Origin of the sequence: Barrientosiimonas endolithica (genome assembly GCF_030296655.1) — a bacterium.
Lineage (GTDB): Bacteria > Actinomycetota > Actinomycetes > Actinomycetales > Dermatophilaceae > Barrientosiimonas > Barrientosiimonas humi.
Genome location: NZ_AP027735.1, coordinates 268,609 through 290,762 on the forward strand (window position 1 = coordinate 268,609; position 22,154 = coordinate 290,762).

Below are 22,154 nucleotides of genomic sequence, written 5' to 3' on the forward strand. Positions count from 1 at the left end.
GGCGGGACCGCGGTGTGCGGTGTCCTGGCAGCGATCGTCGTGGCAAACCTCACGCTGCAGAATCAGCTGATCTTCGATCCCGGAAGTCCCGAAGGGACTCTGGTGCAGGCTTGGTTCCCCATCGCCGTCTCCCTCGCCGCGGCCCGGGCCTCATACGACTCCACGGGCCCCCTCTCGGTATTCGCAGGGAAGCGGGTGCAGGCCATCGCTGCCGGCTGGCTGGTGGCAGTCGGCTGTGCGGCTCTGATCGTGTCCCAGCCCGGCGCGCCTGCAGCCGAGTCATCGATCTACCAGATCCGCCCAGCGCTTCCTGTCGGGCTGACTGTCGCCGTCGCGTACCTGGCGAGCTGCGTCGCACCGTTCTGGTGGACGGCAACCATCAGTTTCGTCTGGGCGACGGCGCTGTTCTTCGCCGCGCGTCCGGCACTCACCGGCGGTGACTCGTGGGTGGCGGCGATCTGGGACGGTGCGAACGGTGCAGACACCGTCGTGTCCGTCCTGATCGTGGTGGCCGCCGCAGCGGTGAAGTCGGTTTGTGCGGCGCGGCGCATCGTCCAGCCGCCCGCCGACCCGCATCGGTGACTCCGATCGGTGAGGAAACGTGCGCTGCAGCGCACGGTTGCTCACCGATGCCGGTCACCGATGAGGCACCTCGTGCCTTCCCCTATCGTGGGATCCTCCACCGCCCCGACCCCCGCACAGAAGGACGACGTGGACACCTATCGACATAGGCCTCGGCGATGACCGAGGTCCTGCTTCTGCTGCTCGCCGCGGTGCTCGTCGTGCTGTGCGGGCTGTTCGTGGCCGCCGAGTTTGCGTTCGTCACCGTCGACCGGCGTGCCGTCGAGCGCGAGGTCGCGACGGGCGACCGGGCCGCCACGGGCGTACAGACCGCGCTGAAGTCGCTGTCGACGCAGCTGTCCGGCGCCCAGGTCGGCATCACCATCACCAACCTGGCGATCGGTTTCCTCGCCGAGCCCTCGCTCGCCCGGCTGCTGACCGGTCCGCTCGGCGCGGTCGGCATCGAGGGCGGCGCGGCCCGCGCGGTCGGCGTCGCCATCGCGATGGCCGTCTCGACCACGCTGACCATGGTGTTCGGCGAGCTGGTGCCGAAGAACTTCGCGATCGCGCTGCCGCTGCGCACGGCCCGCGCGGTGCAGGGATTCATGCGCGGCTTCACCAGGGTCACCCGCCCGCTCATCGCCTTCCTCAACGGCGCGGCCAACAAGTTCCTGCGCCGCATCGGCATCGAGCCGACCGAGGAGCTCGCGTCTGCGCGCAGCCCGCAGGAGCTGTCCTTCCTGGTCACTCGCTCGGTCGACCAGGGGACGCTCGACGAGGCCACCGCCAATCTCGTACGCCGGAGCCTGCTCTTCGGAGACCGCCGGGCGCACGAGGTGATGACTCCGCGCTCGCAGCTGGACTTCATCAGCCCCGACGAGCGGCTCACCCAGGTGGTCGACCGGATCCACGACAGCGGTCACGCCCGCTTCCCGGTGCTCGACGCGAGGACCGACGAGGTGCTGGGGCTGATCACCACCGCGCAGGTGCTGCAGGTGCCGGTCGACATGCGCAGCCGGCGCACGGTCGCCGACGTCATGCTGCCGCCGACCCTGGTGCCGTCGTCGGTCGACCTCGACACCCTGCTGGAGATGCTGCGCGACGGCCCGCACCAGCTCGGCGTCGTCATCGACGAGTTCGGCAGCGTCGACGGGGTCGTCACCCTGGAGGACCTCGTCGAGGAGATCACCGGCGAGCTCGACGACGAGCACGACCAGCCGTCCGCCCCGCGCGAGCTGACCACCGGCACGTGGGAGCTGTCGGGTCTGCTGCGCATCGACGAGGTGCGCGACACGATCGGGCTGTCGCTGCCGGAGTCCGACGACTACGACACCCTCGCCGGGCTCGTGCTGTTCCGCCTCGAGCGGATGGCCGAGCCGGGCGACGAGGTCGAGCTCGACGGGTACGACCGTGAGCACCGCACCCGCCCGGTCACCCTCGGCGTCGTCGACCTCGAGGGCGTGCGCATCGACACCGTGCGCGTCTCCGTCGGCGACCCGGTCGAGCCGGACGAGACCGAGGGGGAGCGCTGATGGACTGGGTCTTCCTCGGCGTCGCCGTGCTGCTGCTCGGCCTCAACGCCTTCTTCGTCGGCGCGGAGTTCGCGCTGATCTCGGCGCGCCGCAGCTCGATCGAGCCGCTGGCGCAGCAGGGCGACCGGCGCGCGCAGGTCACCCTCGGCGCCATGGAGAACGTGTCGCTGATGATGGCGACCGCGCAGCTGGGCATCACCGTCTGCTCCCTGGGTCTCGGCGCCGTCGGCGAGCCGGCGCTCGCCCACCTGATCTCCGGGCCGATGGGCGCGGTGGGGCTGCCAGACGGGCTGATCCACCCGGTCGCGTTCGTGCTCGCGCTGGCCATCGTGGTCGGCCTGCACGTCGTCGCCGGCGAGATGATCCCCAAGAACATCGCGCTCGCCGGACCCGACCGCAGCGCGCTGTGGCTCGGGCCGCCGCTGGTGCTCGTGAGCCGGGTGCTCAAGCCGTTCGTCGTCGCGATGAACTGGCTGGCCAACCGGGTGCTGCACCTGATCGGCGTCGAGCCGCGCGACGAGGTCGTCAGCACCTTCACCCGCGACGAGGTGCACGAGATGGTCGAGGAGTCCAGTCGCGAGGGGCTGCTCGACGAGCACGAGCGCGACCTGCTCAGCCGCGCCCTGCACTTCGAGGAGGGCTCGGTCCAGGAGGTCACGATCCCGGTGTCCGAGGTCGTGCTGGCCCCGCGGACGGCGCCCCGCTCCAAGCTCGAGACCCTCTCCCGCGAGTCGGGCTTCTCGCGCATCGCGCTCTACGACCCCGACGTGCAGGACCAGTTCGTCGGCTACGTCCACGTCAAGGACGTGCTCGACAACAACCCCCGCATGCAGGCCGAGCCGGTGCCCGACAGCGCCGTGCGCAGGCTGCCGTCGCTGGCGTCGGAGGCGACCCTGCGCGACGCGCTCGAGACGATGCGCCGCTCGCAGGCGCACATGCTGCAGGTGCGCGACGGCGGGCGGACGGTCGGGATCATCGTGCTGGAGGACGTCATCGCGCGCATCGTCGGCCAGATCGGTGCGCAGGGCTGAGCGGCGACGAGCTCGACCGGGTCCCGGGGCAGGTACGCCTGGCGCGGGTCGGCGGCGACGTGCGGCTCCACGAGGCGTCGGGTCACGCACTCCTGTACGCCGACCGCGCGAGAACCCTTCTGCCCGAAGCGGATCGGGTCCCCATGCGGCGCGACACCGTCTTCGACGTCGCGTCGATCACGAAGGTGTTCACGTCGCTGACGCTGGCGGCGCTGGTCGACCGGGGTGACGTCGCGCTCGGGGAGCCGGTGCGGGCGTACCTGCCGGGGTTCGTCGGCAAGGACGCCGTCACGGTGCGCCACCTCGCGCTGCACACCAGCGGACTGCCGTGGTGGCTGCCGCTGTGGAGCGACTGGCCCGACCGCGCCGCGCGTCTCGACGCGGTGCTGCGCTGCCCGCTCGAGGCCCCGGCCGGGGCGCGATACACCTACAGCGACCTCAACCTGATCACGCTGCAGCTGGTGCTCGAGGCGGTCGCCGGCGACGGGCTCGCGGAGCTGGTGCGGGCGCACGTCACTGGCCCGATCGGCATGTCCCGCACCGGTTTCGGGCCGGTCGAGCCGTCCCTGTGCGCCGCCACCGAGGACGAGGTCGACGCCGGCCGCGGGGTCGTGCGGGGCGAGGTGCACGACGAGAACGCGTGGTCGCTCGGCGGCGTCAGCGGCCACGCCGGCATCTTCTCGACCGCGCACGACCTGGGCCTGCTCGGTCAGGCGGTGCTCGACGGGTTCGGCGGCAGGTGGGCGCGCGACGACCTGAGCTCCGGCGCGACCGGCGAGCAGCACAGCCTGGTCTTCGAGCTGGACCGCCCCGCGTGGATGGGCGGCCTCGCCGGGCCGCGCACGATGGGGCACACCGGGTTCACCGGGACGTCGCTGGTGATCGACCCCGACCGGCAGGCCGTCGCGGTGCTGCTCACCAACCGGGTGCACCCCACGCGCGAGACGCCGAGCATCCACCCGCTGCGCGCCGCCTTCGCCGACGAGGTGGCCGCGCTCGACAACCTCAAGAATGATCGAGGCGGATAGGTATGCCGGTCCGCCTCGATCATTCGTGGTCGTCTCAGGGGCTGACCGGACCCGGCGGGTGATCTCCTCGGCCACCAGGTCGGCGTTCGCCTCGGGCAGCCAGTGGCCGGCCTTCACCTCGACGAACCGGTAGTCACCCGACACGAGCTCGGCCGTGCGCTCGGCCGCCGCGCGGCCGAGCGCGAAGTCCTTGCTGCCCCAGACGTACGTCGTGGGGACGGTGACGGTGCTGGGGGAGGTCGGTCTCGATACGCGCTCGTCCCTCGCGCTACTCGACCGGCTTGGGCTTGCGCTGCTCGACCGGCTTGGGCTTGCGCTGCTCGACCGGCTTGGGCCTGCGCTGCTCGACCGGCTTCGGGTCGCGAGCTTCTTGGCCTTGGCGAGCACGGTGGTCGGCATCGCGCGGTACCAGTTCATCGGCGCGGTCAGCGAGGCCGGCGTGGGGAAGCGCGCCTCGTAGCGCGCGGCCTGCTCGTCGGTGAGGCCGCTGCGGCGGTAGAACCCGCCGAGCATGGCGTGCAGCCGCTTCTCGGGCAGCGTCGGCAGCTGGAACATCGCCATGTACCAGCTGCGCTTGGCCTGGTCGCTGCGCAGCATCGCCCAGTTCAGCGCCCGCGGGTGCGGCGTCGACAGCACGGTGAGCGACGCGACCCGCTGCGGCACCCGCTCGCCCAGGGTCCACGCGACCGCGCCGCCCCAGTCGTGACCAACGACGTGGAAGCGCTCGGCGCCGGCCGCGTCGGCGAGGGCGAGCACGTCGGCGACCAGCTCGCGCATGGCGTACGCCGACCGCGCCTTCGGGCTCGCGCCGGGTGAGTACCCGCGCTGGTCTGGCGCGATCGTGCGCAGACCCGCGGCGTTCAGCGCGGGCGTGACGTCCTGCCAGGCGGTGCGGTCCTGCGGGAAGCCGTGCAGCAGGACGACCAGCTCGCCGTCAGCCGGGCCGGCGTCGGTCACGTCGAAGGTGAGTCCGTCACGGGTGTAGGTGTCCACGCTCACAACCTACGGCGTCGACTCCGCACGCGTGTTGTATCTATGATGGATACAACATGAGTGCATCAACGACCACGCGCACCTCGGCCGCCGACCGGGTGTACGACCACGTCAAGTCGGCCATCCTCGGCGGCGACCGCGAGGGCGGCTCCTTCCTCACCGAGGGCGAGGTCGCCGACGAGGTCGGCGTCTCGCGCACGCCGGTGCGCGAGGCCCTGCTGCGCCTGCAGGTCGAGGGTCTCGTCACGCTCTATCCCAAGAAGGGCGCGCTGGTCACCTCGGTGACCGCGCGCGACGCGCGCGAGGTGCTCGAGGCGCGGCAGGTGATCGAGGAGTGGGCCGCCGGGCGCGCCTGGAGCCGCCGCGCCGACCTGGTCGAGATGCTGGAGCCGGCGCTGGAGGCCATGCGCGCCGCCCGTCAGGCCGACGACCCGGGCGCGTTCTCGACCGCCGACCGGACGTTCCACGAGCTGATCGTCGACGCCGCGGGCAACGGGGTGATCTCCCGGCACTACTCCTCGTTGCGCGACCGCCAGCTGTGCATCCTCGCCGGGCAGATCCGGGCGGGGTCGGGCCGGATGAAGCACGCCCTCGACACCCACGGCGAGCTGCTCGAGCTGCTGCGCAGCGGCACCCGCGCCCAGTTCGTCAAGGCCTCCCGCGAGCACGTCGCCGACGCGATGCAGCGGCTCGGCGTCGGTGGCGAACGGTGAGCGCCGTGACCGCCGAATCCGCAACCACCGCAACCGATCTCGACGACGGGTTGCGCTTCCGGCTGGGCGGCCGGCGGGCGTTCGCCGTGTGGCTCACCGCCATCGCGATCTACGTCCTCGCCGTCTTCCACCGCACCTCGCTGGGCGTCGCCGGCATCATCGCCGCCGACCGCTTCGGCATCAGCTCGGCGCAGCTCGCGACCTTCGCGATGGTGCAGCTCGCGGTCTACGCCGCCATGCAGATCCCGGTCGGCGCGCTGCTCGACCGCTTCGGCTCGCGCGTCATGCTCGGCGCCGGCCTGCTGACGATGAGCTCGGCCCAGCTGGCCTTCGCGTTCGTCGAGTCCTACGCCGGCGGCATCGTCGCGCGCATCTTCGTCGGCATGGGCGACGCGATGGTCTTCGTGTCGGTCCTGCGTCTGGTCGCCCTGTGGTTCCCGCCGGCCCGGGTGCCGATGGTGACCCAGGTGACCGGCCTGCTCGGACAGCTGGGCGCGCTGGTCTCGGCCGGGCCGCTGGCGTACGCCCTCAAGGAGCTGGGCTGGACCACGAGCTTCCTCGCGGCGTCGGTCGCCGGGGCGGTGCTCGCGATCGCGCTCGCGGTTGTCGTGCTCGACAGCCCCTACCGCGAGCACGAGCGCACCGAGCTCAAGATGCGCGCCGTGGGCCGGGCCGTACGCCTGGCCTGGCGCCAGCCCGGCACCCGCCTGGGCCTGTGGTGCCACTTCACGACGCAGTTCAGCTCCAACGTCTTCGCGATCATGTGGGGCTTCCCGTTCCTCACCGCGGGGCAGGGCCTCAGCACCGCGCAGGCCTCGACGCTGCTCGGCCTCATGGTGGTCACCGCGATCTGCGCGAGCCCGGTCTTCGGGGTCTACATCACCCGCTACCCCTACTCCCGCTCCACCCTGGTGCTGGGCCTGGTCGTCGCGATCATGGCGGTGTGGGGAGCGGTGCTGCTGTGGCCCGGCCGCGCGCCGATGTGGCTGCTCGTGCTGCTCGTCGTCATCACCGCCGCCGGCGGCCCGGGGTCGATGATCGGCTTCGACCTGGCGCGAACCTTCAACCCCAGCAACCGGATCGGCAGCGCGACGGGCATCGTCAACGTGGGTGGTTTCGCCGCCGCGCTCGGCACGGTGGTGCTGATCGGCGTCGTGCTCGACCACGTCGCCCCCGGCGGCCCGTCGACCTACACCGTCGACTCGTTCCGCTGGGCGATGGCCGTGCAGTACCTCGTCTGGGTCACGGGCCTGGTGATGATCGTGCGCTACCGCCGCCGCACCCGCAGCGTCGTGCACAGCGACGAGGCGTACGCGCACCTGGTGCCCGCACGCCTCGCCGACCGCGCTCGCCCCTGACGCCGAGTCTCGTTGGGGCGCAGGGGTTTCAGCCCTGCTCGCGCGACCTCAGGATCGCCTCGCGCCGGGCGAGCCGGTGCTCGCGGCGGATGGTCGCCTCGCGGAAGCGCCGCTGCTCCTCGCGCGTGCGGGGCTGCAGCTCGCGCACGCCGCGCGGCTTGCCCTCGCCGTCGACCGCCACCATCACGAGGTACGCCGTCGCCACGTGCACGGGGTCGCTCAGGTCGTCCCAGCGCGTCGTCTCGACCCGGCAACCGACCTCCATCGAGGTGCGGCCCGCCCAGTTGACCTGGGCCTTCACCGTGACGACGTCGCCCACCCGCACCGGGGCGAGGAAGAGCATCTCGTCCATCGACGCGGTGACGGCCGGGCCGCCGGAGTAGCGCGCGGCGGCGGTGCCGGCCGCGTCGTCGACGAACTTCATGATCACGCCGCCGTGCACGGTGCCCAGCAGGTTGGTGTCGTGCGCACTCATGATGTGCGCGAGCGTGAGCCGGGTGTCACGCGGTGCGGTCTCGAAGTCGTCGGTGGGAGCGTTCACGGCATCCACCATGCCCGCTCCCACCGGCGCCTCCTGCAGCTGGTCGGCCACGCGGGTCAGGACCCGGCCTTGGCGTCGACCTCGTAGGAGGTGTTGATCGCCTCGAAGAAGTTGACCAGCTGCAGCGTGTCGTTGGCCGTGGCCATCCACTTCGCCGGGTTGCTGACGTTGAACTCCGGCTCGAAACCGAGCTCCTCCAGCCGCCGGTCGGCGAGGTACTTCACGTAGGTGTTGATGTAGTCGGCGTTCAGCCCGAGGATCCCGTTGGGCAGCAGGTCGCGGTTGTAGCGCTCCTCCATCGCGACGGCGTCGAGGATCATCTGGCGGATCTCCTCGGCGAACTCCTCGGTCTGCAGGTCGGGGTTCTCCTCCAGCACGGTGTGGATGAGGTTGATCCCGAACTTCAGGTGCAGCGACTCGTCGCGCACGATCCAGTCGACCAGCGCCCCGAAGTTGCGCAGCAGGTTCCGCTGCCGGAACGACAGGGCCACCATGAACCCGCTGTAGAACCAGATGCCCTCGAGGATCACGTTGTAGGCCACCAGGTTCCGGACGAAGTCCTGCTTGCCCTCGGTGGTGGTGATGTCGAGGGTCTGCTCGGTCATCCGCTGGATGAACCGGACCTCGAACTCCTCCTTGGCCGCCATCGACGGGATGTCGACGTGCGCCGAGTAGGCCTCCTCGCGGTCGATCGGGAACGTCTCGAGGACGTACTCGAACGCCACGCAGTGGTTGGCCTCCTCCCACATCTGCTTGGCCAGGTAGAGGTGCGCCTCGGGCGCGTTGATGTACGGGTAGACCCCGAACGCCAGGGCCTTGTTGACGAGCAGCTCGTTGGGGTTGAAGTAGCTCATCAGGAAGGTGACGGCGTGGCGCTCCTCGTCGCTCATCCGCTGGAAGTCGGCGAGGTCCTCGCCGAGCTGCACCTCGTGCGGGAACCAGGTGTTGGCGACCGCCTGGTTGTACAGCTCGTACGCCCAGTCGTAGCGAATCGGCTTGAGCAGCAAGCCTTCTGAGATTCCGGTGCCGAGCAGCTGCCCGGCGTTCTGGGTGGTGGCGTCGGTGGTCACTGGCAGGCCTCGCAGTTCAGGAGCTCTTGGGGGTCGGTGGGGCAGACGAGGACGTCGTCGTCACGGACGACCTCGACGGCGGGGGTGGGGGTTTCGACGGGCGCGGCCGGCGCGGGCGCGACCGGCTCGGGCGCCACCGGGTCGACCAGGACGGGCGCGGCCGGTGCCGCCACGGGCGCCGCCGGCTCGGGTGCGACCGGCTCGGGTGCGACCGGTGCCGTCGGTGCCGTCGGCACGGCCGGCCCGGCGGGCGTACGCCGGGCGAACCCGAACCCGCCGGCGCTGCGGCCGGAGGACTTGGACTTGTTGACCGCGACCGTCGACTGCTCCGCGGTGTGCCGCGGCTTCATGTGCAGGTAGTAGGTCGTCTTGACGCCCTTGCGCCACGCGGCGGAGTAGATGCGGGTCATCTCGCCGATGTCGCGCGACTCGAGGTACATGTTCCGGCTGATCGCCTGGTCGATCCACTTCTGGGCGCGCGCGGCCACCTCGAGGTAGGCGTACGGCGACAGCTGGAACGACGTGCGGTAGATCGCGAGCAGGTCCTCGGGCATGTCGGGCACGTTGGTGAGGTCGCCCTGCGAGCGCAGCAGGTCCTCGCGCATCTGCTCCCACAGACCGCGCTCCTGCAGAGCGCGCACCAGGTTGCGGTTGATCTCGAGGAACTTGCCCGACGACGTCGCCCGGCTGAACAGCTGGGAGAACTGCGGGTCGAGACCGGGGGTGGTGCCGGCCACCAGACCGATCGACGCGGTCGGCGCGATCGCCATCAGCGTGGCGTTGCGCATGCCGCCGGAAACCTTGGCGCGCAACGCATCCCAGTCCATCCGGGTGGTTCGGTCGACGTCGACCGGCACGCCGCGGCGGCGCTCCATCGCCTCGAGCGTGTCGATCGGCACGAGGCCGCGCGACCAGCCGGAGCCGGCGAAGTTGGGGTACGCCCCGCGCTCGCTCGCGAGGTCGGCGGACTCGTCGATCGCGTGCCAGGAGACGAACTCCACGAGCCGGTCGATGAGCTCGTACGCCTCGTCCGACTCGTAGGAGATGCCGAGCCGCTCGCACACGTCGGTGAAGCCCATGACGCCGAGGCCGACCGCGCGGTTCTGGTCGTTGGAGTGCTCCGACTCCGGCACCGACGAGCGGGTGATGTCGATGAGGTTGTCGAGCTGGCGGATCGCCATGCGCGCGCTCTCGGCGAGGCGGTCCCAGTCCCACTCGCCGTCGTCGAGGTGGCGCGAGAGGTTGATCGAGGCCAGGTTGCAGACCGACACGTTGTCGCGGTCCTGCGGCAGCGTGATCTCGGTGCACAGGTTCGACAGGTGGATCGTGCCGGTGTTGTCGTTCAGTGCCCGGAGGTTGATCGAGTCCTTCCAGGTGAGCCACGGGTGCGACGTGGTCTGCAGCGACACGAGGATCGCCGTCATCTGCTCGCGCGCCCGAATCTTCTTGAACGAGCGCAGCTTTCCTTCTCGGCGAGGTCGACGTACTCCGCGTAGCGCGCGGAGAACTCCTCGCCCACGAGCTCCACCAGGTCGGGGGTCTCCAGCGGGTCGAAGAGGTACCACGGCTGGTCGTTCTCGACGCGCTTCATGAACTCGTCGGAGATCCAGACCGCGGTGTTGGCGGTGCGGGTTCGGCGGTAGGGGTCGCCGGCGTTCTGCCGCAGGTCGAGGAACTGCGGGAAGTCCAGGTGCCAGTTCTCCATGTAGAAGCACAGCGCGCCGAACTTCTTGCCGCCGCGGGAGACCGCGCGCAGCGTCGAGTCGATGGTGTGCATGAACGGGATCGGCCCGGTGGAGGTGGTGTTGTTGCTGCGGATGGGGAGCCCTCGGCGCGCAGCTTGGTGACCGACAGCCCGATGCCGCCGGTGCCCTTGGTCAGCCACATGACGTCGCGCACCGACTTGGCGATGTGCTCGATGTCGTCGTCCATCTGCATCACGAAGCAGTTGGACAGCTGCGGGTTCGCGGTCCCGGCGTTGACGAGGGTGGAGCCGGCCGCGAGGTAGTCGAGGCGAGACATCTTGCGGTAGAAGCGGATCGCGGCCTGCGTGGGCTCCTTCTCGTTGACCGAGAGGCCCATCGCGACGCGCATCCAGAAGTAGGCCGGCACCTCGAGCATCTGCCCGCCGGGGCCGGTCGCCATGTAGCGGTTGCGCAGCGTCACGATGCCGATGTAGCGCAGCGCGTCGTCGTTGCTGTGGTCCAGCGCGGCGGCGAGCTCCTCGAGGTTGAACGCGCTCGCGAGCCGCGGGTCGAACAGCCCGTCCTCGACGGCCTCGCGCACGTAGCCCGGGAAGCGCGCCTGGTGCAGCAGCGCCAGCTCGGTCTGGGTCTCGAAGTCGCCCAGCACCTTCTTGTAGATCGTCTTCAGCAGCAGCCGCGAGGCGACCACGTCGAAGTCGGGGTCGTCCTTGACGTTCTGCACCGCGACCTGGATCGCGGCCTCGTCGAGCTGCTCGGTGGTGATGCCGTCGAACAGCGTGATCTCCAGCTCCGACGCGAGCTGCATGGTCATCGCCAGCCCGTCGGGCAGGCCTTCGGCGGCGCGCTCGATCGCCCGGTTGATCCGATCGGCGTTGTACGGCTCGCGCGACCCGTCGCGCTTGGTGACCTGAATGGCCATGTCGTGATGCCTCCTCCCTCGAGTCCTGCGTGCCCGAGGTCGCGAGGGGAGGCGGACGTACGACCGCGCCGGGGCAGCCGTGATCGTCGTGGGCCTGTCCCTCGAGGCCGCGGACCACCGTCCGGTCGGACGGCGTGCTGGCAGGTCTTCGGACTCGTGGGCGTGGGCCGGCTGGCCCGCCTAGTGGCCGTCGCTTCCCAGACCGGCTCGAGGCCGGATCCAGTGCCGATGACGGCGGTCGTTCCCACTCACCGCTGCGGGGCAGTCCCGGAATCGCACCGGGTTCCCTCTTGCCTCACCGGCCAGATGCGGAACATCTGGGGGTGAACCAGCAACGAGAGCACCATATGTGGTGCCGCCCGCGACACGCTAGCCGGGGATGTGCTGGATCGCCGAGAGGCCGGGTGCTATACGCGCGGGGCGCCCGCGCGTACGACAACGGCGGACCACATGGGACGTGGTCCGCCGTCGTACTAACTGTGCCGCCGTCGTCTCGTTCGTCTTGTCGACGATGCCGGGAGGTGCGCAGCGCAGCACGCAGCTTCCGGAGGAGGAGTCAAGACCAGAATCACTCCGGCGCGTCGGCCTGGGAGTCGGAGGTCTGGTCGCGGTCGATCGAGCGCTCGGTCTCGTCGGGGGCGTGGCCGGGCATGGCCCAGCGGGCGGTGGTGACGCCCTGGTCCTTGGCGCGCTGCAGCGCGTCCTCGACGACGCGGTCGGCGTCGGCGGAGCCGATCCAGTGCGAGCCCTCCTCGACCGACTTGCCCGGCTCGAGAGCCTTGTAGGTCTCGAAGAAGTGCTGCATCTCCTTCAGCGTGAAGTCGCTGATGTCGGTGATGTCGGTGACGCCGTCCTTGCGCGGGTCGCCAGCGGGCACGCACAGGATCTTGTCGTCGCCGCCGGCCTCGTCGACCATCTTGAAGACGCCGACGGCGCGGGCGCGCACGACGCAGCCGGGGAAGGTCGGCTCGTCCAGCAGCACGAGCGCGTCGAGCGGGTCGCCGTCCTCACCGAGGGTGTCCTCGATGTAGCCGTAGTCGGCGGGGTAGGACATCGCGGTGAAGAGCAGCCGGTCGAGCCGGATGCGGCCGGTCTCGTGGTCGATCTCGTACTTGTTGCGAGTCCCGCGCGGGATCTCGATGCTGACGTCGAACTCCATGGAATGTCCTCATCGTTGAGCTGTGCGGTGCGGCGCACCGGGGTGGGGCGCCCGCGGGGTACGTCCGCGGACAGTTCGCGGTTAGTGTCTCCCACGAGAACGGGTCGCGGAGCAAGGGGGCAGCGTGCGCAGATCGCACCGCGCGCTGGTCGCGGGCGCCGCGACGGTCGCGCTGATCGGCGGCTACGCCACCCTCGACACCTTCGACGTCGTGCCGGGCGTGCTCACGACCGCCGACGCTCCGCGCGAGGCCGTGCCGCTGCCGGGGGAGTCGACCCCCCGCCCGACGTACGCCGTCCGCAGCCCCCGCAGGCACCCGCCGCTCTCCCCGGAGTCGGCGGCACCGCGCCCACGCCCGAGGGGTCCGCGCCGCGCTGCAGCCGCTGCTCGACGCCCCCGGTCTCGGCCCGACGACGTCGATGGCGGTGCGCGACGCCGCCACCGGGCAGAGCCTGTTCGCGCTCGACCCCGACGCCGCGCGCACGCCGGCGTCGATCACCAAGCTGCTGACGGCGTACGCCGTGTCGCGCACGCTCGACCTCGACAGCACCCTGGCGACGACCGTCCGGCAGGGGCCGGGCGACCAGGTGGTGCTGGTGGCGGGCGGCGACACCGCGCTCGCCAGGGGCAAGGGTAACCCCGACGAGGTGGCCGGCCGCGCCGGGCTCGGCGACCTCGCGAAGCAGGTGGCGGCCAACCTGAAGAAGCAGGGGCGCACCTCGGTCACGGTCGGCTGGGACCTGTCCTACGCCCCCGGTCCGCTGCAGAACGAGAACTGGCAGCAGGACCTCGTCGACATGGGCTTCACCACCCGCGTCGGCATGCTCGGCCTGGCCGACGACCGCTCCGACCCCGGCACCGCCCCGCCGACCGACCCGGCGCGCAGCACGACCCAGGCGTTCGTGAAAGCCCTTGCGGCAGAAGGGATCACGGCCGAGCTGGGCCAGAAGGTGACGACCCCCGACGGGGCGCCGCAGCTCGGCGTCGTGCGCTCGGCGCCGCTGGTCGACGTGCTCGGGCTGGCGCTGCGCGACAGCGACAACGCGATGACGGAGTCGCTCGGGCGGCAGGCCGCGGCCAAGGACGGGGTCCCCGGCGACGGTGCCTCGGTGACGGCGTGGGTGCTGCGGGTGCTGCGCGAGGACGGCATCGACCTGCGCGGGGTGAAGCTGATGGACGCCAGCGGCCTGGCCGACGGCACGACGATCCCGGCGCGGGTCGTCACCGACGTCGTGCAGCGCGGGGCGAGCGGCCAGGTCGAGGCGTTCCAGGACGTGCTGACCCGGCTGCCGGTGAGCGGCTGGAACGGCACGCTGCACAACAGGTTCCAGGCGACGGGCAGCACCGACGGCGCGGGCGGCGTGCGCGCCAAGACCGGCAGCCTCCCCGGAGTGACCAGCCTGGCCGGCACGGTCGTCACCCGCGACGGGCGGCTGCTGGTCTTCACGATCATCAACAACGGCGAGCAACCGCGCGGGCCGCTGGCCGCGCGCGCCGACCTCGACCGCATCGTCACCGCGCTCGCCGACTGCGGCTGCCGCTGAGCAGCCGCGGCGTCCTGACGACGTAGGGTCGCCAGCATGAGCCAGGAGTACATCGACTGGGACCTCGCGCGACGCACCGGCCACCGCATCGTCAAGGACGGGCCCAAGGTGACGCTCGACGAGGCACGGGCCGCCGTGGCCGAGCTGCACTCGGCCGCCGACCGGGCCCACCAGCCGGTCGCCGACACCGCCGCGCTGCACGCGCCGGCCGGCGACACCCCGTGCACGTCGTCGACCGCACCGCCTGGATCGACGCCAACACCGCCTCGATGGGCGCGCTCGTCGCGCCGGCGGTCGAGAAGATCACCGCCAAGAAGGCCGCCGGGCCGACCGTGCGCAAGGTCGGCGCCAAGGTCACCGGCGCCGAGATGGGCGCGCTGCTCGGCTATGTCGCGAGCAAGGTGCTCGGGCAGTTCGACCTCGCCCCCGAGGGCACCCCGAGCCTGCTGCTGGTGGCGCCCAACGTCGTGCAGGTCGAGCGCGAGCTCGGCGTCGACCCCAGCGACTTCCGGCTGTGGGTCTGCCTGCACGAGGAGACCCACCGGGTGCAGTTCACCGCCGTGCCGTGGCTGCGCGAGCACGTGATCACCAGCGCCCGCACGCTGATGGTCGACCTGGTGCCCGACCCCGACAAGCTGCCCGAGCGGCTGCAGCAGATCACCGGCCGGCTGCCCAGCGCGTTCAAGGAGGGCGGCCAGGGTCTCGCCGACCTCGTCACCACCCCGCAGCAGCGCGAGGAGCTGGCCCGCGTCACGGCGATCATGTCGCTGCTCGAGGGGCACGCCGACGTGGTCATGGACGCCGTCGGCCCGCAGATCGTCCCCACGGTCGGCGAGATCCGCGCCAAGTTCGACGAGCGGCGCAAGGGCGCCAGCGGCCCCGACCGGCTGCTGCGGCGGCTGCTCGGGCTCGAGGCCAAGATGCGGCAGTACCGCGACGGCGCGGTCTTCGTGCGCAGCGTCGTCGACCGGGTCGGCCTCGACGGCTTCAACCAGGTGTGGACCTCGCCCGAGACGCTGCCGCGGCCCACCGAGATCGCCGAGCCCGAGGCGTGGGTCGCCCGGGTGCACGGCTGACCGACGCCGTGCCGGGTCCGCCGCCCGCGGTCGCCCGCACCCGCCTGGCCGTACGCCGTGGGCTGAGCTCCCTTGCAGGAGAGGCTGATCCGCTCGGCCGGGGGCTGACGGTGCTGGTCGCGGTCAGCGGTGGCCCCGACTCGCTGGCGCTCGCCGCGGCCACCGCCTTCGAGGCGCCCCGGGCGGGCGTGCGGGCCGGCGCCGTCGTGGTCGACCACGGCCTGCAGCCCGCCTCCGACGCCGTGGCCCGGGCCGCCGCCGACCAGTGCCGGGCGCTTCGCCTCGACCCGGTGGAGGTCGTGCGCGTCGCCGTCGCGGACGGCTCCGGCGACGGGCCCGAGATGGCGGCGCGCACCGCCCGCCACGCCGCGCTCGAGGAGGCGCGGGTGCGGCTCGGGGCCGACCGGGTGCTGCTCGGTCACACCCGCGACGACCAGGCCGAGCAGGTGCTGCTCGGCCTGCTGCGCGGCTCGGGGCCCGCTCGCTCGCGGGCATGCCGGAGGCGTCGCCGACGCTGCTGCGCCCGTTCCTCGGCGTCACCCGCGAGGAGACCGAGTCTGCTTGTGCCGCAGCGGGACTCGCGCCCTGGCGCGACCCGCACAACGACGACCCGCGGTTCGCCCGGGTGCGCGCCCGCGCCGTGCTCGCCCAGCTGTCGGAGGCCCTCGGGCCGCAGCTCGGCGCCAACCTGGCCCGCACCGCGCGGCTGCTGCGCGACGACGACGACGCGCTCACCGCCTGGGCCGACCACGAGCTCGCCGCGGCCCGCCCCGCAGCGACCGGCCACGTCCCCGACGGAGACGCCGCGCTCGAGATCGACGGCCTGGTGCGCCTGCCGAGGGCCGTGCGCACCCGGGCGCTGCGGCGCTGGCTGCTCGAGGCCGGGGCCGACGGGGCGGCCCTCGGGTCGCGGCACCTCGCCGAGGTCGACCGGCTCGTCGCCGACTGGCGCGGCCAGGGCCCCGTGGACGTACCGGCCCTGTCGGTGCGGCGCATCGGGCCCACGCTCGCCGCCCACCCCCACGGTCGGGTTGAATGGGCTCGCCCCAAGCCCCGCCCCGCCGACGCCGCCGACGACGTCGCCGGTGCAGACGCAGATCAGGAGTGAGCGTGGACGCCTCGCACATGGGTGACGACCTGGAGAAGGTGCTGTTCACCGAGGACCAGATCCGGGAGCGGCTCGCCGAGCTCGGCGAGGAGATCTGGCGCGACTACGAGGGCAAGGACCTGCTGCTCGTGGGCGTGCTCAAGGGCGCGATCCTCGTGATGGCCGACCTCATGCGCACCCTCCCCGGCAGCGTGCCGATGGACTGGATGGCGGTGTCGTCCTACGGCTCGGGCACCAAGAGCTCGGGCGTCGTGCGGATCCTGAAGGACCTCGACACCGACATCAGCGGCAAGCACGTGCTGATCGTCGAGGACATCATCGACTCCGGCCTGACCCTGTCGTGGATCCGCTCCAACCTGGAGTCGCGCGAGCCGGCGTCGGTCGAGATCTGCACGCTGCTGCGCAAGCCCGACGCCGCGAAGGTCGAGATCGACTGCAAGTACGTCGGGTTCGAGATCCCCAACGAGTTCGTCGTCGGCTACGGCCTCGACTTCGACGAGCAGTACCGCAACCTGCGCGAGATCGGCACCCTCGCCCCGCACGTCTACAGCTGACGCCGGGCCGCAGCGCCGAACGCCGCGGCGCCGAACGCCGCAGCGGGAACACTGCCCGCGGGCCGCGCGTTCAACTGCGCAGACGCGGGCATACCGCGTCCGGACGGGCCGTGCGCGGCGTGTACCGTCGGCCAAGTCTGTGTCTCGGCTGCTGCCCACCCTGCGAGCAGGGCGCCGCCGCCGGCCAACCTGAGCAGGAGGATCGGGGCCCCGCCCCGCAGTTTCATGAACGCGAAGCGCATCGCCCGTGCACCTGGGTTCTGGATCGTCCTCGTCGTGGCGATCGCCTTCCTGTGGTTCGCCCTGGGTGGCTCCGGTGGCTTCCAGCGGGTCGACACCTCGCAGGCGATCACCCTCATCAACGAGAACAAGGTCGAGTCGGCCAAGGTCACGCCCGACCGGGTCGACCTCACCCTGAAGTCCGCGCAGGACGTCGGCGACGTGCAGGACGCCGACAAGGTGCAGGCCTACTACGTCCCGGCCCGCGGCGAGCAGATCGTCACCGCGCTCAACCAGCGCCCGCCGAGCCAGGGCTTCACCGACGACCCCGAGCAGCAGAACATCTTCGTCAGCATGCTGCTGACGATGCTGCCGCTGCTGCTCATCCTCGGTCTGTTCTGGTTCTTCATGTCCCAGATGCAGGGCGGCGGCGGCCGGGTGATGCAGTTCGGCAAGTCCAAGGCCAAGCTCGCCAGCAAGGACATGCCCAAGGTCACCTTCGCCGACGTGGCCGGCTCCGACGAGGCCGTCGAGGAGCTGCACGAGATCAAGGAGTTCCTCTCCGAGCCGCGCAAGTTCCTCGAGGTCGGCGCCAAGATCCCCAAGGGCGTGCTGCTGTACGGCCCGCCCGGCACCGGCAAGACGCTGCTCGCCCGCGCGGTCGCCGGCGAGGCGGGCGTGCCGTTCTACACGATCTCCGGCTCCGACTTCGTCGAGATGTTCGTCGGTGTGGGCGCCTCGCGCGTGCGCGACCTGTTCGAGCAGGCCAAGGCCAACGCGCCGGCCATCATCTTCGTCGACGAGATCGACGCCGTCGGTCGCCACCGCGGCGCCGGCCTCGGCGGCGGTCACGACGAGCGCGAGCAGACCCTCAACCAGCTGCTGGTCGAGATGGACGGCTTCGACGTCAAGACCAACGTCATCCTCATCGCCGCCACCAACCGGCCCGACATCCTCGACCCGGCGCTGCTGCGCCGGGCCGCTTCGACCGGCAGATCGCGGTCGAGGCGCCCGACATGGTCGGCCGGCACCACATCCTGCAGGTGCACGCCAAGGGCAAGCCGACGGCTCCCGACGTCGACCTGCTCGCCGTCGCCCGACGTACGCCGGGCTTCTCGGGTGCCGACCTCGCCAACGTGCTCAACGAGGCCGCCCTGCTCACCGCGCGCAGCAACGGCCGGGTCATCGACAACGGGGCGCTCGACGAGGCCATCGACCGCGTCATGGCCGGCCCGCAGAAGCGCACCCGGGTGATGAGCGCCAAGGAGCGCAAGATCACCGCCTACCACGAGGGCGGGCACGCCCTGGTGGCCGCGGCGCTGAACTACACCGACCCGGTCAGCAAGGTGACGATCCTGCCGCGCGGCCGCGCGCTGGGTTACACCATGGTGCTGCCCGTCGACGACAAGTACTCCACGACGCGCAACGAGCTGCTCGACCAGCTGTCGTACGCCCTCGGCGGCCGGGTCGCCGAGGAGATCGTCTTCCACGACCCCAGCACCGGTGCGGCCAACGACATCGAGAAGGCCACCGGTCTGGCGCGCAAGATGGTCACCCAGTTCGGCATGAGCGAGCGGGTCGGCGCGATCAAGCTCGGCCAGGGCAACTCCGAGGTCTTCCTCGGCCGCGACATGGGCCACGAGCGCGACTACTCCGAGGGCATGGCCGCCGTCGTCGACGAGGAGGTCCGCCGGCTGGTGGACGCCGCGCACGACGAGGCGTGGCACGCCCTCAACGACAACCGCGACATCCTCGACAACCTGGTCCTGGAGCTGCTCCAGCGCGAGACGCTCGGCCAGTCCGACCTCGAGGTCGTCTTCCGCGACGTGCGCAAGCGCCCGCAGCGCCCGGTGTGGCTGTCCAGCGACCTGCGCACGGTGAGCGACCGCGGCCCGGTGCTCACCCCTGCCGAGCGCGAGGCCCTGGCCCGCGGCGAGCAGCTGCCCGAGGACAAGCAGCAGGTCGAGGAGCACCCGCCGGAGGCGGTCATCGAGGTCCCCGAGGGCGGCTATGTCGACCCGCGCGAAGATTGACCACCGCCGGGCCGCCGCGGCGGTCCGGGAGCTGTTGATCGCCGTGGGTGAAGACCCCGAGCGCGAGGGTCTGCGCGACACGCCTGACCGGGTGGCGCGGGCGTACGCCGAGATGTTCGCCGGGCTCCAGCAGGACCCGGCCGAGGTGCTGCAGCGCACCTTCGAGATCGACCACGACGAGCTGGTCATGGTCAAGGACATCGAGGTCTACTCCACCTGCGAGCACCACCTGCTGCCCTTCCACGGCGTCGCGCACGTGAGCTACGTCCCCGCCAAGGACGGCCGGGTCACCGGGCTGTCCAAGCTGGCCCGGCTCGTCGACGTCTACGCCAAGCGGCCGCAGGTGCAGGAGCGGCTCACCAGCCAGATCGCCGACGCGATCATGCGCCACCTCAAGGCCCAGGGCGCGCTGGTCGTGCTCGACTGCGAGCACCTGTGCATGTCGATGCGCGGGGTGCGCAAGCCCGGCGCCCGCACGCAGACCTCCGCGGTGCGCGGGCTGCTGCGGGACTCGGCCACCCGGGCCGAGGCGATGAGCCTGGTCACGGGGCGCTGACCCGTGATCGGCCTGCCGACCCGACCGACCGGCCGACCGCTCCTGATGGGCGTCGTCAACGTCACGCCCGACTCCTTCTCCGACGGCGGCCGCTGGTTCGACGCCGACGCGGCGATCGCCCACGGCCGCGAGCTGCTGGCGCAGGGCGCCGACCTGCTCGACGTGGGCGGTGAGTCGACCCGCCCGGGCGCCCAGCGCCCCGACGAGCAGGAGGAGCTGCGCCGCGTCCTCCCGGTCGTCACCGAGCTGGCCGCCGAGGGCGCCTGGGTGAGCGTCGACACCATGCGCTCCGCGGTCGCCGCCCGCGCGGTCGACCACGGCGCCCGGATCGTGAACGACGTCAGCGGCGGGCTCGCCGACCCCGCGATGGCACGGGTCGTGGCCGGGCTGTCGGTGCCGTTCGTCGCGATGCACTGGCGCGGCCACAGCCACGACATGCAGACCCGTGCGGTCTACGCCGACGTCGTCGCCGAGGTGCGCGACGAGCTGCTCGCGCGGGTCGAGGCGCTGGTCGCCGCGGGCGTCGCCCCCGAGCACGTCGTCCTCGACCCGGGTCTGGGGTTCGCCAAGACCCCCGAGCACAACTGGCAGCTGCTCGCCTCGCTGCGGGATCTCGTACGTCTAGGGCACCCGGTCCTCGTCGGCACCTCGCGTAAGCGCTTCCTCGGCGACATCGGCGCCGCGCCCGGGGCACCGTTGCCGCCCGAGCAGCGCGACGCCGCCACCGCCGCCACCAGCGTGCTGCTCGCCCAGGACGACGTCTGGGCGGTGCGCGTGCACGACATCCCCTCGACCCGGGCCGCGGTCGAGGTGGTCGCCGCGGTGCGGGCCGCCCGGGCAGGAGCCACGTCGTGAGTGCCGACCGGATCAGCCTGACCGGCCTGCGGGTCGTGGCCTGCCACGGCGTGCTCGAGCACGAGAAGACCGAGCCGCAGCCGTTCGTCGCCGACGTGCTGCTCGAGATCGACCTGCGCGCCGCGGGCGACAGCGACGACCTCGCCCGCACGGTCAGCTATGCCGACGTCGCGCAGGAGACCGAGGCGATCCTCGCCGGGCCGCCGGTCGACCTGGTCGAGACCCTCGCCGAGCGGGTCGCCGCCGCGGCGCTGCGGCACGACCCGGTCGAGGCCGTCGAGGTCACGATCCACAAGCCCGAGGCGCCCGCCGGCGTGACCTTCGAGCCCGGCGGCGGCCCCGCGGTCACCGTGCGCCGCGAGCAGGACCGCGAGGTCGTCATCGCCCTCGGCGCCAACCTCGGCCGCCGCGAGCACACCCTGCTCGCGGCCCTCGGGGCGCTGCAGGCGCTGCCCGGGCTCGACGTGGTCGCGGTGTCCGAGCCGTTCAGCACCGCGCCGGTGGGCGGCCCCGAGCAGCCCGACTTCCTCAACGCCGTCGCCGTCGGTCGCACCCGCCTGGCCCCGTGGACGCTGCTGCGCGAGCTGCACCGCATCGAGGCGCGGCACGGCCGGGTGCGCGAGACCCGGTGGGGCGCCCGCACGCTCGACCTCGACCTGATCCAGGTGGGGGTGCCGGGGCAGGCCTCGGAGGTGCGCTCCGACCGCGCCGACCTGACCCTGCCCCACCCGCGCGCGCACGAGCGCGCGTTCGTGCTGGCGCCGTGGGCCCAGGCCGACCCCGACGCCCTCCTGCGCGTCGACGGCCAGGTGCTGCCCGTCGCCCAGGTGCTCGACGGACTGGGCGAGCAGGACGTACGTCCGGGGCCGGGGTGGCCGCGATGACGCCGGACGAGGGGCTGCGGCCCCGGGTCGTGCTGTGGAGCGGCGCCGGGATGCTGGTCGTGTGCTACGCGCTCCTGCGGTTCGTCAGCAGCCGGGGCGGCAACCTGCCGCAGAACAGCTGGCTGACCATCGCGGTGATCGCGCTCGTCGCGATGCCGATCCTGGTGCTGGCCTGGCAGATCAAGAGCTACGTCGCCGGCCGCACGCCCGAGCCGCCGAGCCCGCAGGTGGCGCGCGGGGTGCTCGTCGCCGCCCGGGCCAGCGCGGTCGCCGGTGGCGTGGCGTTCGGGTGGTACGCCGCGCAGGTGCTGGTGCGCCTGCCCAACGCCGACGTCGCCTCGCAGCGCGAGGAGATGTGGCTCGCGCTCGTGCTGGCGGTGGTCAGCGTGCTGCTGTCGGTCGCCGGGTTCGTCGCGCAGGCGTGGTGCCGGATCCCGCCCGAGGACGACGACGAGGACCGCCGCTCCCGCGGCGGCGCGGCCACGGCCTGACCCGGGCGATCCGTCCGGCACGCGGCTCGGCGCGGGTGGGCTCTGCATTTCGTACGTGAACGCACGATCTGGGGCGGGCAGGCCCGGAACGGCGCGGGTGGGCTCTGCATTTCGTACGTCAACGCACGATCTGCGGCGAGCGCCGCCCGGGTGCCGGGCCGGCCGGGGCGGTTCGTGACGGGGTCGCGGCCTCCCGGCGCCGAGCCGTCACCTCTCGTCGACC

The 22,154-nt window shown here is 72.0% G+C and carries 17 protein-coding genes, 4 pseudogenes and 1 riboswitch; of the genes and pseudogenes, 16 read left to right on the forward strand and 5 right to left on the reverse strand.

All coding sequences use genetic code 11. The annotated features are described in order from the left end of the window. Window positions 1-39 precede the first annotated feature (39 nt). From QUE40_RS01365 to QUE40_RS01380, 4 genes are all read left to right on the forward strand, one after another. Window positions 40-582: a hypothetical protein gene (locus QUE40_RS01365; RefSeq protein WP_142004089.1), complete on the forward strand. Its 543-nt coding sequence runs from the start codon at window positions 40-42 to the stop codon at window positions 580-582. Between the two features lie 158 nt (window positions 583-740). Further along, window positions 741-2,093 carry a hemolysin family protein gene (locus QUE40_RS01370; protein ID WP_142004090.1) on the forward strand — a complete coding sequence of 451 codons (1,353 nt, stop codon included), beginning with the start codon at window positions 741-743 and terminating at the stop codon, window positions 2,091-2,093. Continuing rightward, window positions 2,093-3,124: a hemolysin family protein gene (locus tag QUE40_RS01375; RefSeq protein ID WP_289232101.1), complete on the forward strand. Its 1,032-nt coding sequence runs from the start codon at window positions 2,093-2,095 to the stop codon at window positions 3,122-3,124. Before QUE40_RS01370 ends, QUE40_RS01375 begins: the two co-directional genes overlap by 1 nt. 59 nt (window positions 3,125-3,183) lie before the next feature. Next, a complete protein-coding gene (locus QUE40_RS01380) occupies window positions 3,184-4,152 on the forward strand; it encodes a serine hydrolase domain-containing protein (RefSeq protein WP_289232102.1) in 969 nt (322 codons plus the stop codon). A 126-nt stretch (window positions 4,153-4,278) separates the two neighbouring features. Here the strand turns inward: QUE40_RS01380 and QUE40_RS01385 are convergent. After that, window positions 4,279-5,151, reverse strand: a pseudogene (locus QUE40_RS01385) (alpha/beta fold hydrolase); the annotation flags it as partial. A 50-nt stretch (window positions 5,152-5,201) separates the two neighbouring features. On the opposite strand from QUE40_RS01385, the gene QUE40_RS01390 reads away from it, so the two are divergent. Next, window positions 5,202-5,858, forward strand: coding sequence for a GntR family transcriptional regulator (locus QUE40_RS01390; RefSeq protein ID WP_142004094.1), 657 nt, complete (start codon window positions 5,202-5,204; stop codon window positions 5,856-5,858). Continuing rightward, window positions 5,855-7,216 (forward strand): MFS transporter, encoded by a 1,362-nt coding sequence (locus QUE40_RS01395; RefSeq protein WP_289232103.1) that lies wholly within the window; start codon window positions 5,855-5,857, stop codon window positions 7,214-7,216. Before QUE40_RS01390 ends, QUE40_RS01395 begins: the two co-directional genes overlap by 4 nt. 28 nt (window positions 7,217-7,244) lie before the next feature. On the opposite strand, the gene QUE40_RS01400 is transcribed toward QUE40_RS01395, so the two are convergent. The 4 genes and pseudogenes from QUE40_RS01400 to QUE40_RS01415 all read right to left on the reverse strand — a co-directional run bounded on the left by QUE40_RS01400 (window position 7,245) and on the right by QUE40_RS01415 (window position 12,611). Then, window positions 7,245-7,757 carry an acyl-CoA thioesterase gene (locus QUE40_RS01400; protein WP_289232104.1) on the reverse strand — a complete coding sequence of 171 codons (513 nt, stop codon included), beginning with the start codon at window positions 7,755-7,757 and terminating at the stop codon, window positions 7,245-7,247. Window positions 7,758-7,813: 56 nt separating this feature from the next. Beyond that, complete coding sequence (locus QUE40_RS01405) at window positions 7,814-8,827, reverse strand: ribonucleotide-diphosphate reductase subunit beta (RefSeq protein WP_211344503.1); 1,014 nt, start codon at window positions 8,825-8,827, stop codon at window positions 7,814-7,816. Further along, window positions 8,824-11,452 (reverse strand): annotated as a pseudogene (locus QUE40_RS01410) (ribonucleoside-diphosphate reductase subunit alpha). Before QUE40_RS01410 ends, QUE40_RS01405 begins: the two are co-directional and overlap by 4 nt. A 122-nt stretch (window positions 11,453-11,574) precedes the next feature. Further along, window positions 11,575-11,800, reverse strand: a riboswitch (cobalamin riboswitch). A 220-nt stretch (window positions 11,801-12,020) separates the two neighbouring features. Further along, window positions 12,021-12,611: an inorganic diphosphatase gene (locus tag QUE40_RS01415; RefSeq protein ID WP_142004096.1), complete on the reverse strand. Its 591-nt coding sequence runs from the start codon at window positions 12,609-12,611 to the stop codon at window positions 12,021-12,023. 419 nt (window positions 12,612-13,030) lie between these two features. Between QUE40_RS01415 and dacB the strand changes: the two genes are divergently transcribed. The 10 genes and pseudogenes from dacB (at window position 13,031) to QUE40_RS01460 (ending at window position 21,931) form a co-directional block, all read left to right on the forward strand. Further along, window positions 13,031-14,155 carry a D-alanyl-D-alanine carboxypeptidase/D-alanyl-D-alanine endopeptidase gene (dacB, locus tag QUE40_RS01420; RefSeq protein WP_433997032.1) on the forward strand — a complete coding sequence of 375 codons (1,125 nt, stop codon included), beginning with the start codon at window positions 13,031-13,033 and terminating at the stop codon, window positions 14,153-14,155. Between the two features lie 221 nt (window positions 14,156-14,376). Further along, complete coding sequence (locus QUE40_RS01425) at window positions 14,377-15,231, forward strand: zinc-dependent metalloprotease (RefSeq protein WP_433997033.1); 855 nt, start codon at window positions 14,377-14,379, stop codon at window positions 15,229-15,231. Window positions 15,232-15,341: 110 nt separating this feature from the next. Then, window positions 15,342-15,683, forward strand: a pseudogene (locus QUE40_RS18715) (PP-loop family protein); the annotation flags it as partial. A gap of 41 nt (window positions 15,684-15,724) precedes the next feature. Then, the gene (locus QUE40_RS18720) at window positions 15,725-16,339 is read left to right on the forward strand and encodes a TilS substrate-binding domain-containing protein (protein WP_350227036.1); all 615 of its coding nucleotides are present in this window, start codon (window positions 15,725-15,727) and stop codon (window positions 16,337-16,339) included. 2 nt (window positions 16,340-16,341) lie between these two features. Continuing rightward, window positions 16,342-16,893: a hypoxanthine phosphoribosyltransferase gene (gene hpt, locus QUE40_RS01435; RefSeq protein ID WP_142004099.1), complete on the forward strand. Its 552-nt coding sequence runs from the start codon at window positions 16,342-16,344 to the stop codon at window positions 16,891-16,893. Between the two features lie 225 nt (window positions 16,894-17,118). Further along, a pseudogene (ftsH, locus tag QUE40_RS01440) lies at window positions 17,119-19,145 on the forward strand (ATP-dependent zinc metalloprotease FtsH). After that, a complete protein-coding gene (gene folE, locus QUE40_RS01445) occupies window positions 19,123-19,701 on the forward strand; it encodes a GTP cyclohydrolase I FolE (RefSeq protein WP_289232105.1) in 579 nt (192 codons plus the stop codon). The pseudogene ftsH and the gene folE overlap by 23 nt, the downstream one beginning before the upstream one ends. Window positions 19,702-19,746: 45 nt before the next feature. Next, complete coding sequence (gene folP / locus QUE40_RS01450; protein ID WP_392426405.1) at window positions 19,747-20,556, forward strand: dihydropteroate synthase; 810 nt, start codon at window positions 19,747-19,749, stop codon at window positions 20,554-20,556. Further along, entirely contained in the window at window positions 20,553-21,440 is an 888-nt protein-coding gene (gene folK / locus QUE40_RS01455) for a 2-amino-4-hydroxy-6-hydroxymethyldihydropteridine diphosphokinase (RefSeq protein WP_289232106.1), read from the forward strand. The genes folP and folK overlap by 4 nt, the downstream gene beginning before the upstream one ends. After that, on the forward strand, window positions 21,437-21,931 hold the full coding sequence (locus tag QUE40_RS01460; protein WP_289232107.1) for a DUF3180 domain-containing protein: 495 nt from the start codon (window positions 21,437-21,439) through the stop codon (window positions 21,929-21,931). Before folK ends, QUE40_RS01460 begins: the two co-directional genes overlap by 4 nt. Window positions 21,932-22,154 lie beyond the last annotated feature (223 nt).

What these genes read in the sequence shown, in the direction of transcription:
- dacB (WP_433997032.1), top strand. Translation starts at nt 13,031, where the DNA reads ATGGCGGTGCGCGACGCCGCCACCGGGCAGAGCCTGTTCGCGCTCGAC.
- QUE40_RS01375 (WP_289232101.1), top strand. Translation starts at nt 2,093, where the DNA reads ATGGACTGGGTCTTCCTCGGCGTCGCCGTGCTGCTGCTCGGCCTCAAC.
- QUE40_RS01390 (WP_142004094.1), top strand. Translation starts at nt 5,202, where the DNA reads ATGAGTGCATCAACGACCACGCGCACCTCGGCCGCCGACCGGGTGTAC.
- QUE40_RS18720 (WP_350227036.1), top strand. Translation starts at nt 15,725, where the DNA reads ATGCCGGAGGCGTCGCCGACGCTGCTGCGCCCGTTCCTCGGCGTCACC.
- QUE40_RS01460 (WP_289232107.1), top strand. Translation starts at nt 21,437, where the DNA reads ATGACGCCGGACGAGGGGCTGCGGCCCCGGGTCGTGCTGTGGAGCGGC.
- folP (WP_392426405.1), top strand. Translation starts at nt 19,747, where the DNA reads ATGGGCGTCGTCAACGTCACGCCCGACTCCTTCTCCGACGGCGGCCGC.
- QUE40_RS01370 (WP_142004090.1), top strand. Translation starts at nt 741, where the DNA reads ATGACCGAGGTCCTGCTTCTGCTGCTCGCCGCGGTGCTCGTCGTGCTG.
- QUE40_RS01415 (WP_142004096.1), bottom strand. Translation starts at nt 12,611, where the DNA reads ATGGAGTTCGACGTCAGCATCGAGATCCCGCGCGGGACTCGCAACAAG.
- folE (WP_289232105.1), top strand. Translation starts at nt 19,123, where the DNA reads ATGTCGACCCGCGCGAAGATTGACCACCGCCGGGCCGCCGCGGCGGTC.